17 protein-coding genes and 1 other RNA gene are annotated in these 13505 nt (G+C 49.8%); 9 read left to right on the forward strand and 9 right to left on the reverse strand.

Translation table 11 applies throughout. The features are described from left to right. Positions 1-21 precede the first annotated feature (21 nt). The 3 genes from A6U95_RS26375 to grcA form a co-directional block, all read right to left on the reverse strand. Positions 22-777, reverse strand: coding sequence for an ankyrin repeat domain-containing protein (locus A6U95_RS26375; protein ID WP_065686638.1), 756 nt, complete (start codon positions 775-777; stop codon positions 22-24). Further along, positions 770-1732: a DUF2974 domain-containing protein gene (locus A6U95_RS26380; RefSeq protein WP_065686639.1), complete on the reverse strand. Its 963-nt coding sequence runs from the start codon at positions 1730-1732 to the stop codon at positions 770-772. The genes A6U95_RS26375 and A6U95_RS26380 overlap by 8 nt, the downstream gene beginning before the upstream one ends. Before the next feature lie 176 nt (positions 1733-1908). Continuing rightward, positions 1909-2292, reverse strand: a complete 384-nt coding sequence (gene grcA / locus A6U95_RS26385; protein ID WP_021178913.1) for an autonomous glycyl radical cofactor GrcA — start codon at positions 2290-2292, stop codon at positions 1909-1911. A 348-nt stretch (positions 2293-2640) separates the two neighbouring features. On the opposite strand from grcA, the gene ung reads away from it, so the two are divergent. Further along, a complete protein-coding gene (gene ung / locus A6U95_RS26390; RefSeq protein ID WP_021178914.1) occupies positions 2641-3324 on the forward strand; it encodes a uracil-DNA glycosylase in 684 nt (227 codons plus the stop codon). Positions 3325-3376: 52 nt separating this feature from the next. On the opposite strand, the gene grpE is transcribed toward ung, so the two are convergent. After that, positions 3377-3952, reverse strand: a complete 576-nt coding sequence (gene grpE / locus A6U95_RS26395) for a nucleotide exchange factor GrpE (RefSeq protein ID WP_021178915.1) — start codon at positions 3950-3952, stop codon at positions 3377-3379. A 124-nt stretch (positions 3953-4076) separates the two neighbouring features. Here grpE and nadK point away from each other — a divergent pair, with 124 nt between their 5' ends. The 3 genes from nadK to bamE all read left to right on the forward strand — a co-directional run bounded on the left by nadK (position 4077) and on the right by bamE (position 7145). Beyond that, positions 4077-4955, forward strand: coding sequence for an NAD(+) kinase (gene nadK / locus A6U95_RS26400; protein WP_024485805.1), 879 nt, complete (start codon positions 4077-4079; stop codon positions 4953-4955). 86 nt (positions 4956-5041) lie between these two features. Beyond that, the gene (gene recN / locus A6U95_RS26405) at positions 5042-6703 is read left to right on the forward strand and encodes a DNA repair protein RecN (protein WP_065686640.1); all 1662 of its coding nucleotides are present in this window, start codon (positions 5042-5044) and stop codon (positions 6701-6703) included. Positions 6704-6806: 103 nt separating this feature from the next. After that, positions 6807-7145, forward strand: coding sequence for an outer membrane protein assembly factor BamE (gene bamE, locus A6U95_RS26410; protein ID WP_021178918.1), 339 nt, complete (start codon positions 6807-6809; stop codon positions 7143-7145). 113 nt (positions 7146-7258) lie between these two features. Here the strand turns inward: bamE and A6U95_RS26415 are convergent, their stop codons facing one another. Together A6U95_RS26415 and A6U95_RS26420 are read right to left on the reverse strand one after the other, a co-directional pair. Beyond that, positions 7259-7543 carry an RnfH family protein gene (locus A6U95_RS26415; protein WP_065686641.1) on the reverse strand — a complete coding sequence of 95 codons (285 nt, stop codon included), beginning with the start codon at positions 7541-7543 and terminating at the stop codon, positions 7259-7261. Further along, positions 7536-7970: a type II toxin-antitoxin system RatA family toxin gene (locus tag A6U95_RS26420; RefSeq protein WP_021178920.1), complete on the reverse strand. Its 435-nt coding sequence runs from the start codon at positions 7968-7970 to the stop codon at positions 7536-7538. Before A6U95_RS26420 ends, A6U95_RS26415 begins: the two co-directional genes overlap by 8 nt. 161 nt (positions 7971-8131) lie before the next feature. Between A6U95_RS26420 and smpB the strand changes: the two genes are divergently transcribed. The 4 genes from smpB (at position 8132) to A6U95_RS26435 (ending at position 9920) form a co-directional block, all read left to right on the forward strand. Next, positions 8132-8614 (forward strand): SsrA-binding protein SmpB, encoded by a 483-nt coding sequence (gene smpB / locus A6U95_RS26425; protein WP_021178921.1) that lies wholly within the window; start codon positions 8132-8134, stop codon positions 8612-8614. A gap of 48 nt (positions 8615-8662) precedes the next feature. After that, positions 8663-9026: a transfer-messenger RNA gene (gene ssrA, locus A6U95_RS26430) on the forward strand. Between the two features lie 187 nt (positions 9027-9213). After that, positions 9214-9603: a GFA family protein gene (locus A6U95_RS30225; protein ID WP_074423407.1), complete on the forward strand. Its 390-nt coding sequence runs from the start codon at positions 9214-9216 to the stop codon at positions 9601-9603. 59 nt (positions 9604-9662) lie between these two features. Beyond that, a complete protein-coding gene (locus tag A6U95_RS26435; RefSeq protein WP_065686642.1) occupies positions 9663-9920 on the forward strand; it encodes a hypothetical protein in 258 nt (85 codons plus the stop codon). Positions 9921-10263: 343 nt separating this feature from the next. Here the strand turns inward: A6U95_RS26435 and A6U95_RS26440 are convergent, their stop codons facing one another. Further along, positions 10264-10902 (reverse strand): helix-turn-helix domain-containing protein, encoded by a 639-nt coding sequence (locus A6U95_RS26440; RefSeq protein WP_065686643.1) that lies wholly within the window; start codon positions 10900-10902, stop codon positions 10264-10266. 468 nt (positions 10903-11370) lie between these two features. On the opposite strand from A6U95_RS26440, the gene A6U95_RS26445 reads away from it, so the two are divergent. Beyond that, positions 11371-12015 carry a helix-turn-helix domain-containing protein gene (locus A6U95_RS26445; protein WP_158006245.1) on the forward strand — a complete coding sequence of 215 codons (645 nt, stop codon included), beginning with the start codon at positions 11371-11373 and terminating at the stop codon, positions 12013-12015. Positions 12016-12032: 17 nt separating this feature from the next. Here A6U95_RS26445 and A6U95_RS31760 read toward each other — a convergent pair whose 3' ends face one another. Together A6U95_RS31760 and A6U95_RS26455 are read right to left on the reverse strand one after the other, a co-directional pair. Next, a complete protein-coding gene (locus A6U95_RS31760; RefSeq protein ID WP_065686645.1) occupies positions 12033-12716 on the reverse strand; it encodes a response regulator transcription factor in 684 nt (227 codons plus the stop codon). Further along, the gene (locus A6U95_RS26455) at positions 12713-13429 is read right to left on the reverse strand and encodes a response regulator transcription factor (protein WP_065686646.1); all 717 of its coding nucleotides are present in this window, start codon (positions 13427-13429) and stop codon (positions 12713-12715) included. Before A6U95_RS26455 ends, A6U95_RS31760 begins: the two co-directional genes overlap by 4 nt. Positions 13430-13505 lie beyond the last annotated feature (76 nt).

A 13505-nucleotide genomic window follows, 5' to 3' on the forward strand; every position in this document is an offset into this window, starting at 1 on the left:
TTTGAAGGCGGTTTTTTATTTTCAAGGCTGAGTATAGTGCCCTGCCAATTTCTGACTTTTGAGCCAGCTCTCCAATTGACGGTACTGCTCACGCAACTCGCTATTCTGTAAATGCACTGGCGTCTGGGCAAAATAATACTGGAACGTTCTCCCTTGCTGATTTAGTGCCTTGGCATCAGCCCCCGTTTGTAACAGGAGCAGCGCCAACTGTGGTGCGTTGATTTTTGCAGCCAGGTGCAAGGGCGTATCCCCTACTCTGTCACTCAATGTACTATCAGCCCCGGCATTCAACAGCATACGTACCTGCTCCTCCCGCCCCGCCAGCACAGCGGCGGCTAATGGCGTAGCCCCAGTGACCAGATTACGTATATTAACCTGGGGAGCCTGTTGCAATAGCAAGCGTAAATATTGCGCATCCTTGACCATCGCCGCCGTATGCAATGCCCCGTTGCCCTCCATACCAGGTTGCCCAATATCTGCCCCCGCCTGTATCAATGCCTGCACACTGCCTGGCCTCTGCTGCAGAATCGCCCACTGCAACAGTGTGATCTGCAAATCTCCCCGCACATGAAGCCGTTCAGCTGTTGCTTGCTGGCTAATTTGCCAAACATCATCTTCAGCCACCGCCTGTGATAAAGACAGGCTATCGGTACCCGCAAATGGCGAATTTTGCTGTTCCATATAGTGCTCCTTGGCTACCATCAATAACCCAGCGATCCCAAACAGGGGCAAAACGAGAGCCGCTATCCAGCAGCCTCTGCACCACCTTTTAGGCATTCGCCTTGATCTCCCATGGCTTTTGTTCCGCCATTGAACTGATTACCTTATCGATGCCATGTGCCGTCATGCTGCGATCGAAATATTTGCTTGGCCGCCAAGCATCAGTGCCGCTCAGAGTTTCATTGTTGGCAATGGTTATTTTATGCCCGATAGCATCTGGAAGCAGAGAGGTCGACTCCTGCGTCCCCGTCAACATATCGTATTGTTCACTGTAACGACGGATCCCGCCAGATTCTGCATCTTGCTTTGCCGCAGCGGGATTAATACCGAAACGGTTCAGAGTATGATCGGAAACCCCAGCGGCGTTGAATGTTACCGCCAGAGAACCGGTTGCCAACGCCGCCGTTGCCGCCAATCCTCCCCCCAACGAATGGCCGGTGATCACTAACGCTTCACCAAACGCAGCTTTGGCATTCTTGGCAATCGCCACGGCATGATTGTACTGCACATCGTCGTACCCGGTAGCCTGGCGCACATTGCTCAGCCAATCGCGCATATCATTAGTACCAGCGAAAGCCAGCACATAGTGCTGCTTATTCGAATAAATACCCGCCTGTAAGCCCGAGGCTGTATCCAATAGACTTGCGGGGTCAATGCCAACACTCAGCAAATCGTTATCACTCATGCGTGAAAAACCCTCTGCACCATGCCCCGTTAGGTTGTAGACATCCTTGGCCAATAGCGCCAAAGAGTAATCGCCCTGCTGAGACTCTTGCCCACGAGACACCTCCAGCCTAGCAGCCAAAGGGACCGCAGCAGAGAGATCGCGAGTCAGTGAATTCAACAGGTTTTGTGCATTACGACTATTTTCAGAGGGGAGCGACACAGCAGTTTTTGTCACCTGTGGCTCGTCGGTTTGGACTGGTTTTATTGCGTTTTGAGCCGGGAGTGCCGCAGCAGATACAGCGGATATGGGCGTCATCGTCGAGATGAAACTCAAAGGCAAACTCATAGAGACTCCTTATCAATAGACAGCCCCAAATGGAACTGATTTAGCTATCGGCGAGTCATACGAGTTCTGTAATGGGAATGATTATTTTTTGCAGGTAATGTGATCAAAATCTATTTTCTGGGGTGAAGACAATAGAAAAGGGAGCCGAAGCTCCCTTTTGTCTACCTAGCCGAAAATTACAGGCTTTCGGTAAAGGTACGTGCGATAACGTCACGTTGCTGTTCTGGCGTCAGTGAGTTGAAACGCACCGCATAACCAGAAACACGAATGGTCAGCTGCGGGTATTTTTCTGGGTTCTTAACCGCATCTTCCAGCGTTTCACGGCGCAGCACGTTCACGTTCAGGTGCTGACCACCTTCTACGCGCACGGTAGGTTGCATTTCCATCGGCACTTCGCGGTACTCGATCTGGCCCAGTTCGCTAACAGGCACGATCTGATCTTCCGCATAATCCGCTTTGGCACATACACAGCGCGCTTCTGATTTCTCTTCATCCAGCAGCCAGAAAGAGTTCACCAGTGCTTGATTGTTCGCTTTAGTGATTTGAATACCAGTAATCATTTTGTTGCCTCCGTAATAGGGAGAAAAATTTCTACGTCGCCGAAAACTCGGTTGTGGTTTCCGGCCATTTGGTAAAACCAATGTTGTCTTGTTGTTCTGTATACCAGTCAAACCGGGTCAATTCTTTGACTAAAATCAATTTTTACGGGGTACTGAAATGAGTGGTAGAGGCAAATTTATGTTTTATATCAATTTTACCTTTTTGCTCATTAAAATTATTTTTGTAAATTTTCAAAAAAATTTGTATATCTCGCTCGCCATACCCATTGAAAAAGCGGGTTTCGCCGAGCAGAGGTTAACGGTAAGCTATGCACCATGAATTGCTAACAAAAACAAAGGAGAGTGCTTATGTCTACCTCCCTCACCTGGCACGACGTCATCGGCAAAGAGAAAGAGCAGCCCTACTTTCTGGATACACTCGCCTTTGTAGCTAATGAACGCCAGGCTGGTAAGACCATTTACCCACCGCAGAAAGACGTGTTTAACGCTTTCCGCTTTACCGAGTTGGCAGACGTCAAAGTGGTGATCCTGGGGCAAGATCCCTATCACGGCCCGAACCAGGCCCATGGCCTGTCGTTTTCCGTGCGCCCAGGCATCCCTGCGCCGCCTTCACTGGTCAATATGTACAAAGAGCTGGTGACGGATATCCCCGGCTTTGAACGCCCGACACACGGCTGCCTGCAAAGCTGGGCCGAGCAAGGCGTACTGCTGCTCAATACCGTATTAACCGTTGAAGGTGGCCGGGCGCATTCTCATGCCAATCTGGGCTGGGAAACCTTTACCGACAAGGTCATTGCCGCGTTAAACGAAAATCGCGAGGGTGTCGTGTTCCTGCTGTGGGGGTCACACGCACAAAAGAAAGGGAGCTTTATCGATCGCCAGCGCCATCATGTGTTGAAAGCGCCGCATCCCTCCCCGCTTTCTGCCCATCGCGGTTTCCTGGGTTGCCACCACTTTTCGCAAACCAATCAGTTACTGGAACAACAAGGCCTGGCACCGATTGACTGGGTGCCGCACCTGCCGCAGGAATAATCCAGGCACAAAAAAGGCACCGCGCGGGTGCCTTTATCCTCAGCAGGTCTTATTAGGACTTGGCTTTGGATACCGCTACCATCGCAGGGCGCAGCAGGCGGCCATTCAGCGTGTAGCCTTTCTGCATCACCATCATCACATGGTTCGGCTGATGGTCGGCTGATTCCATCAGGCTCATCGCCTGGTGAACGTCCGGGTTGAATGGCACGTTGAGTTCACCTACCACTTCGATGCCGTACTTGCGTACCGCGTCCAGCAGTGACTTCAGCGTCAGTTCAATCCCTTCGATCATCGCGACCAGTTCAGGATTGTTCTTGTCCGCCAGCTCCAGCGCACGCTCCAGGTTGTCGATCACCGGCAGCAAATCACCGGAGAATTTTTCCAGCGCGAATTTGTGAGCCTTCTCGACATCCAGCTCGCTACGGCGGCGAACGTTTTCCATTTCGGCCTTGGCACGCAGCACACTATCACGCTCGCGTTGCTGAGCTTCAGCCAGTTGGGCTTCCAACTCGGCAATGCGATCATCGCGCAGATCGGCGCCTGCCGCCATGGCTTCCTCGTGCTGTGCTTGCTGTTCCATTTCTTCCGAGGCTTGCTCGTTTGGCGTCTTCTGTTCTTTACTACTCATGAATATCTCCGCGTTTTAGCATTAATCTCGCAACTTGGCTTATTATGGGGATCAAAACCGGGGTTTCAAGTCAACCGGTCACAATGTGGGGCATAAACCGTCCCTGGTGAGGAAAATGGCAGCGATGAAGAAAAAATTTGCATGTATTGGCATTGTTGGGCACCCGCGTCACCCTTCCGCATTGGCTACTCATGAAATGCTGTTCGAATGGTTGGTTGCCCGTGGCTACAAGGTGATCCTTGAACGCCAGATTGCCCACGATTTGGGCATGAAAGACGTAGATACCGGCAGCCTGGCGGAGATTGGTCAACGGGCCGATCTGGCCGTCGTGGTGGGTGGTGACGGTAATATGCTGGGCGCAGCGCGCGTATTGGCGCGTTATGACATCAAGGTGATCGGGGTAAACCGTGGCAATCTCGGCTTCCTGACCGATCTCGACCCAGACAACGCACTCCAGCAGTTGGCGGACGTGCTGGAAGGGGAATATATCGACGAGAAGCGCTTCCTGTTGGAAACCATCGTCCATAAAGAACACCAGCAATGCCGCGTCAGCACCGCGATTAACGAAGTGGTGTTACACCCTGGCAAGGTGGCGCATATGATCGAGTTCGAGGTCTATATAGACGATCGCTTCGCCTTCTCGCAGCGTTCCGATGGCCTGATCATCGCCACGCCGACCGGTTCTACCGCCTACTCGCTTTCCGCAGGCGGGCCCATTCTGACCCCATCGCTGGAAGCCATCGCACTGGTGCCTATGTTCCCGCACACGCTTTCCGCCCGGCCGCTGGTGATCAACGGTGACAGCACCATTCGCCTGAAGTTTTCCCATATCGGCAGCGATCTGGAAATCAGCTGCGACAGCCAGATCGCCCTGCCCATTCAGGAAGGCGAAGAGGTACTGATCCGCCGCAGTGACTTCCACTTAAACCTGATCCACCCCAAGGACTACAGCTATTTCAACACGTTGAGCACCAAATTGGGCTGGTCAAAAAAATTATTCTAAAAATGGCGCCAACCGCTTTACTGTATATAAAACCAGTTTATACTGTATGAAATCACAGTTATGTGTTTATACACAGGAAGGTCCCTATGTTGGCGCAATTAACCATCAGCAATTTTGCTATCGTTCGTGAGTTGGAGATCGACTTTCAAGCGGGTATGACGGCAATCACCGGTGAGACCGGTGCCGGTAAGTCGATTGCTATTGATGCGTTGGGCCTGTGCCTCGGCAACCGCGCAGACGGCAACGTGGTACGTCTGGGGGCCTCCCGTGCCGATATCTGTGCCCGCTTCTCACTGGCGGATACCCCATCCGCCCGCGAATGGCTGGAACAAAACCAGCTGGATGACAGCAACGAGTGCCTGCTGCGCCGCGTGATCGGGACAGATGGCCGCTCCCGTGGCTTTATCAACGGCACCGCCGTTCCCCTTTCCCAATTGCGGGAACTTGGCCAGCGCCTGATCCAGATCCACGGCCAGCACGCTCACCAGTTGCTGCTAAAACCCGAACACCAAAAACAGTTGCTGGATGCCTATGCTGGCGAACCGGTCTTGCAGGCCGCCATGAACCAGGCTTACCACCAATGGCATCAAAGCTGCCGCGAACTGGCGCACCATCAGCAGCAATCTCTCGAGCGCGATGCCCGCAAGCAACTGCTGCAATACCAGTTGAAAGAGCTGAACGAATTCGCCCCACAGGCCGGTGAATTTGAGCAAATCGACAGCGAATACAAGCGTCTGGCCAACAGCGGCCAATTGCTGACCCTCAGCCAGCAGGCCCTGCAACTGCTGGCCGATGACGAACAACACAACATGCTCAGCCAACTCTACACCACCAAGCACCTGCTGCTGGATCTGATCGGCATGGATGAGAAGTTAAGCGGCCTGCTGGATATGCTGGAAGAAGCCTCGATCCAAATCAGCGAAGCCAGCGATGAACTGCGCCATTACGCAGACCGCATGGATCTCGATCCCAACCGCCTGCATGAGCTGGAACAACGCCTGTCGCGCCAAATCAGCCTGGCACGTAAGCACCATGTTTCACCGGAAGAATTACCCGGTCTGCATCAACAACTGCTGGATGAGCAACAGCTGCTTTCCCAACAGGCTAGCGATCAGCAACACCTGAGCGAAGCAGTCAACCTGCATCATCAACAGGCGCTGGCGCTGGCTGAGCAATTGCACCAGAAGCGGCAGCACTATGCAGCCGAGTTAACCACCCTGATCACCGAGAGCATGAATGCACTCTCGATGCCGCACGGCAAATTCAATATCGACGTCCGCTTTGAACCGGAATACCTGAGCAGTGAGGGGGCCAGCCGCGTTGAGTTCTGCGTCTCCACCAACCCGGGGCAACCGCTGCAATCATTGGCAAAAGTGGCCTCCGGCGGTGAGCTTTCCCGCATCGCATTAGCCATCCAGGTCATTACCGCCCGTAAAATGGAAACTCCGGCGCTGATCTTCGATGAGGTGGACGTAGGCATCAGTGGCCCAACGGCCGCCATTGTTGGCCGCTTGCTGCGCCAGTTGGGTGAATCAACTCAGGTTATGTGCGTCACCCACCTGCCGCAGGTCGCCGGTTGCGGTCATCAGCATTTATTTGTCAGCAAGCAAACCGACGGCACGGTAACCGAAACCCAGATGTCCCCCTTGGACAAACGCGCCCGTCTGCAAGAGTTGGCGCGCCTGCTTGGCGGCAGTGAAGTCACTAAAAATACGCTGGCAAATGCAAAAGAATTGCTGGCCGCATAACTTTTTTACTTTCCTGAGGTCATAATGAGGCCCTGTAAAGGTTCCCAACTGCTGCAAGGTCTATTATCATCGGCATCCTATGCCCTAAAGGAATGTGATTATTATGCGCTGTAAAATGCTGACAGCTGCCGCTGTGGTTCTTGTGATGCTGACCGCAGGCTGTTCTACTTTTGAGAAGGTGGTTTACCGGCCTGATATCAACCAGGGTAACTACCTGACACCAACCGACGTGGCAAAAATCCACAAGGGAATGACGCAACAACAGGTTGCTTACACATTGGGCACGCCAATGATGCAGGATCCGTTTGGTACCCAGACGTGGTTCTACGTGTTCCGCCAAGAGCCGGGCCATGAGAAGATCACACAGCAAACGCTGACGTTGACGTTCGACAGCGCAGGCGTGTTGACGGATCTGCAGAATAAACCGGCACTGACTGAGTAAGCCGAGCCGGAGCTGTCATCCGGCCCGTGAGGGAAGAGTGAGATCCTTCATGACAGTCGCAGGCTGCAACTCGGAAGACAACGTTCTGATGAAGATAAGGCGCATTGAGCGCCTTATTTTTTTGCCTTTTCCGCCCGCTGACGGCGCAGTTCTTTCGGATCGGCAATCAATGGCCGGTAAATCTCTACCCTGTCGCCATCATTGAGCTCATCGCTCAGCTTAGCCGGTCGGCTGTAAATACCCACCTTGTTGCTGGCCAAATCAATATCGCTCCGTAGCTCTAACAGCCCAGAAGCCAGGATGGCCTGCTCAACGCTGCTGCCTGCTACCAACTTAACCTGGCGCACATATTGGCGTTCTGGCAACGCATAGACCACCTCAACGCGTATCTCAGACACTGTAGACCTCTTTGGCGCGCTGAGTGAACGCTTGCACCATGCTACCGGCCAGTTCTTTAAACACTTTACCGAAGGCCAGCTCGATCAGTTTGTTGGTGAACTCAAAATCCAGGTGCAGCTCTACCTTGCACGCCTCGGGGCTTAACGCAGTGAACTGCCAGCCGCCCATCAGCTTGCGGAACGGGCCATCGACCAGTTGCATATTGATGCTTTGGTTATCCAGCAGCGTATTGCGCGTGGTAAAGGTTTTGCTGATGCCGGCTTTTGCCACCTCTACCGCGGCGGTCATTTCATTAGGGGAAGCGGCAATCACCCGGCTGCCGGTGCATCCTGGCAGAAAATCGGGGTAAGAATGAACATCGTTAACCAACTGATACATCTGCTCAGCGCTAAACGGCACTAAGGCAGAACGACTGATCTGGGGCATATCATTTCCTGAGAGGCAAAAAACGTACAGATAATACCATTTATCTGGCGCCAAACAAAAAATCTGCTACGCGCGGCACGGATCCAAAATGCGAGAAATTGCGCAGGTGCTGAGTGGGAAAGGATTTCTTTCGCTGCGTCATCCAGTATAATGAGCGCACTATGACAAAGAAAAAAGCATACAAACCCGGTTCCGCAACCATTGCACAAAACAAGCGAGCACGTTTCGAATACTCCATTGAAGAGGAGATCGAGGCGGGTTTGGCCCTGCAAGGTTGGGAAGTAAAATCACTGCGTGCTGGCAAAGCTAACATCAGCGACAGTTATGTGATGTTCCGCGACGGTGAAGCCTATCTGTTTGGCGCCACCATTTCGCCGCTGAACGTTGCTTCAACTCATGTGGTATGCGATCCAACACGTTCCCGTAAACTCCTGCTGAAAAAACGTGAGCTAGACTCACTGATCGGCCGCGTTACCCGCGATGGTTATACCGTCGTCGCCCTCTCCATGTATTGGAAAAATGCCTGGAGCAAGGTGAAGATCGGCGTAGCCAAAGGTAAGAAAGAACACGATAAGCGCGATGACATCAAAGATCGTGAGTGGCAGACGGCGAAAGCCCGTATCATGAAGCATGCCAATCGTTAAGCCGCTGGCTTAACAGGGTAATCTTCTGTTATACTGCACAAAGTACTTGGGGCTGATTCTGGATTCGACGGGATTTGCGAAGCCCTAGGAGCATGCCGAGGGGCGGTTTGCCTCGTAAAAAGCCGCAAAAAAATAGTCGCAAACGACGAAAACTACGCACTAGCAGCTTAATACCCTGCTTAGAGCCCTCTCTCCCTAGCTTCCGCTCTTAAGACGGGGATCAAGAGAGGTCAAACCCAAAAGAGATCGCATGGAAGTCCTGCCTGGGGCTAAAGTGCTAAATCTAATCAGGCTAGTTTGTTAGTGGCGTGTCCATCCGCAGCTGACCGGCGAATGTAAAGATTGGACTAAGCATGTAGTGCCGACGGTGTAGTAATTTCGGACGGGGGTTCAAATCCCCCCAGCTCCACCAAATAGGTCGCCAGTGATACCAGATAGACCCGGCGACAGTGACGAAAAAGCCCGCAATTCACGTTGCGGGCTTTTTTGTGTCTTTGGGAAGGCAAACTGTGGCTGATTTGCCGCCTTCCCCCTAATGTCGATTTAGAGTCCCCTCTGCTAACGTTAAAACAACCCACTCAACCATCGAGCAAACTCGGATGACTAACGAATTTTCCGGCGGCTGCCTATGCGGAGCCATCCGCTTTAAGGCAATAAGCCCCACCAACCCACACACTTGTTCATGTGACATTTGCCAAAAGCATACTGGTGCGCAGTCCGCCGCATGGGTTGAGTTTTCGGCCCCTAATGTCCAATGGACGGGGAAAAATGGTAAACCTGCTACCTACCGTTCCTCACCCGCCTCAAGCCGAGCCTTTTGTCCACGGTGTGGCAGTTCCATTGGAGCCATAGATGACGGCCCCGTTATCGCATTACTAACTGGGATATTTGATAATCCAAATGATCCTGCGCTGGCACCGGAATATCATTCGTTTGAAGATATGAAACCTGAATGGTGGCAGAAACTGTTTCCTGATAGCCAACCTTGACAGCACACTGTATTCATACGATGTTAGGATCGTCGTAACACCGACTTAAGGAAGATACTATGGTGATTTACAGTTTTTTCGTGAAGGGCGAACAGATTGTAGTGTTGGATAACTCAGTAGCCGATTTCTCACAAAATCAGAAGCACCTGCTAGATAAAGGGTATGCCAAGCAATTTGAAGAGTTGCAAGCCACCTCCCCGCAATCAGCCCTTGCCAGATTTAAAGACATTAAGGGTGAGGAATACAAAACAGCGCATGCCTTTACTACTGGGGGCGTATTTATCTCACTAATTGGAGCTTTACTGCCAAAAGGCTGACGGCATATTTACCTGATGGTATGAGACAACCAAGGATTGATGACAGCGAACATGTTCGCTCGTAGGGGCGCCGCAAGCTGCGCCCATTTAACCACCCTTACATCGCGAGTCGGTTGAGGTTTAGCTACTTTCTAAAACCCCGAACTATGCAAGGCTTTATTCAAAGACTGCCCAGTCCGGCAGTTGGTTCACCCACTTTCCCAAATAATGAAATAGCGCCATCAATATGCTGTAGTATTCGCTTTTCCAAGTCGTAAACCACATAAACAGCCCCAGATCTTCAGCAAGATATGCCGTAGGTTATCGTAATTTTATTTGAGACTAACACCTTGCTGACGCCCGCTTAAAACCTCTTGGGTAATGAGTTTATACTGATCAATAAACCCTTTTTAATCACTATATAACCGCCCTCTTTCAGGGTTGCCAGCGTTTTCATGATCCCACTACGAGAGAGCAAACTACGTTCTTGAATATACTCCAATGCAGTGGTAGTCGCTCTTATCTCAAAGCTTTCAGCACTCAGTGACAACAGCAGATTACAGATCAACTCATAATTACTGATACCTACCGTTTCTTTTTGGTACTCGCTAAAGCGCGTAGCGGAAAGCATCAGCATATAGCAGATGTTTTTCCAGAGATGGTTATCATCCACATAAGAGAGAAAATCATCCACGGCTACCATCCCGTACTCTATATCACTCATTGCCAACAGATGCATATCGGACTTAGCGTGAAAAAAATCTTGCAGCCCAAATATGCTTGGTGATCGGATGGTTGATAACACTAACGAATCATTGGTTCTTTTTGCAATACAGGTCCCACTGTAGAGTAAAAAACACATTCTTTTATCACTCTGGTCAAGATAGAAACGCAGACCAGGCCGTCCATGCCTTACTTGAGTGATCGATTTTATTGACGTTAAAACTTCTCCCATCGAGATAATAGGAATATCTTGTTCAATAACTTTGCTAAAATCATACATATCAGTTACTCAAATGAACGATAAGATCCTGTTGCAGGCATCGAAAATCAGCCTAAAGGTGAAACCTCATATTAAATAGCAATATGAAACCCTCAATTACTCTGAGATTCGAAATTAGGTGGAAAATAATCTTTTAATTTATTATTTTCTCAATGGTTTCACCCAGCTTCCTGATGACTCATGCTAAATCCTTTTATAAACGAGAGGCTATCTGCCACTGCTTAGCTAAAGTAAAAACGTTACCGACACCGTCTTGGTCTCTTTCGTGTTTGAGTATTATCTTATAGTAACCTAATAGGCTCAAAGGCTTTATGGTGCATTTTTGCTCTCAAAATCCAAAAGTAGACTTATGTGCATGCACCTGGCGCTCAAGTTATGAGCAGGTAGACCATGGCAAGCTTTTTTAACCGCCTCTTCGGCTGTACCTGTCTTATACTTAACAACCTATGTCTTTTCGAGGGTAAACTCATGGATAATTATGATAAAAATGGCCTTACGTCCAAACCAGTGGCGCATATACAAGCCTTGATCGACTCCCTTCTTCCTCTGACTCTCTTCCCTGTTAGGAAGGGTAAACCAGGACAATCCTTCCAGTTTTTATTGCAGGATAAGAGGATGTGCTTTCTGTTAGTACGAGGAGAATGTGTCATCAAACGCAACAGTGACTCACTGATCTTGCATGCCATGATAGCTCCCGGTATTACTGGCCTCAGCAATTTTACGCCAGCACCTGCTCATTTGAAGGTCCAGGCGACTACTGCCATAGAATATATCTATCTATCACTGGACGAGTTCTATCGCCACGTTGACGATCACGATCTATGGAAAGCAGTGGCTTATTCACTAATGCATGTTAACTCACGCTTCAACGAATATATGAAGTCAACAACGGCAATACCTAATTATGAGCTAATTTGCAATTTATTAACCGCATTAAGCGAGGAGAGTTTTGAAACCCGGGCAACGGTCTCTGCCGTACAATACATTCTGGATAGAACGTCATTGTCGCGTAGTGGCGTGATGAAAACCTTAGCTGCGCTTAATGCAGGTGGTTATATCGTCATCAAAAGAGGTTTGCTGATTAAAATGAATAAATTACCAGAAAAATTTTGATTAGCTCTCCTTATCTGCTATCGCCAAAAGCCAGCACTTAAGATTTTTTCTGCACCAAAAAAATGCATTCTAAGTGCAAACAACTCAGCATCGTCATAAACCCCCAATTTTTGCATCGAGTTACGTTTATGGGCGCTAACCGTCTTGATATTACGTTTCAGCCGCTTGGCCACCTCTGTCAGGCTGAAACCGTCGAACAACAGATGTAAAACTTCACGCTCTCTGCTGGTCAACCGGTGCCAAACCGTTATATCTTCCTTAGCATATCCACTAATGGCAGCCTGGATCTTAGGGCTACAGACTCTAAAACCGTTCAATGCCTGCGTGAAGCACTCTCTCACCTGTTCCTGCGTTTCCTGGCGAGAAATCAGACTCACCTGTGGCTGATGACCCAATCTATGTAAAAGCTTGCCGCAACGGCTATAAATGTAAATGATCTGCCGAATTTCGGGCCGTAAGAAACACAACTTGATTAGCTTTTCTACCCCTTTAGCGGCACTTTCCTGTGACCCTGCAAGCCCACTGATCAATAAATCGATTGGCTGCTCCTGTACTCGCTGGCAGAGTTGATACACTGAAGCGACTTGTATCTGACAGCGGAACTCCTGATTCAATGACAGAGCAAACTGCTCAATGCCAAGACGGGTTAATGGGCTCTCCGCCATGATAGCCAGGTTGATAATCGGTGACGGTGTATTCATACTTGTTTGGCATCTTCTAAGTTGTAAAGGCCATTTCTCAACATCCACAGGCCACGAGTATAAAGATCATTATTATTTTTATATCCAAGTTTTGTCAGCGCATGGCACTTATGGTTACTGATGGTTCGGATATCACGATTGAGCATACGTGACACCTCACTCACACTGCGACCAGCCAATAGATAAGCCAGCACCTCAATCTCTTTTTTGGTAAGCATTTGGAGTGAATGGCATTTACTATTTAGCAACTTTTGAATCGTCGGGCTGTCCAGATGTAAGCCACATCTAGCATGCATAATGCAGTCTTCAATGGACTCTAACGGATCATGTTTAAAGCAAATACTGCTAACCTGAAGTGATTTAACCTGTTGCAAAAAGCGTACGTCACTCAGTGCCGTACACACCACTATGGGGAGTTGCGGCCAACCTTGTTGACAGGTAGAAATAATACGTAAACCTTCCCATACCGACTCGCCGTCCCCACATAACTCCATAACGACTACATCTGGCAAACCTGACTTCAGGCAGAGAAGAATATCAGACGCTTTATTAAGTATCATGACTTCGCCAGCCTTAAACTGTGTTTTTTTCAATACCGAGCTAAGGCCGTTACGCGTCATTACGCAAGTATCCATAATTAATGCCCAGGGAACTCTCATTGCTGAAGCCAGAGCCGCATTGGCATTGATAAAACTGTTAACTTCACTCATCATTCCCATGCTTCCCAATTAAAATAAAACCAGCTATAAACAACATGTTAGATACCTGCCACGATAATATATCGTGGCC

Origin of the sequence: Serratia sp. 14-2641 (genome assembly GCF_001692375.1) — a bacterium.
GTDB classification, from domain to species: domain Bacteria; phylum Pseudomonadota; class Gammaproteobacteria; order Enterobacterales; family Enterobacteriaceae; genus Chania; species Chania fonticola_C.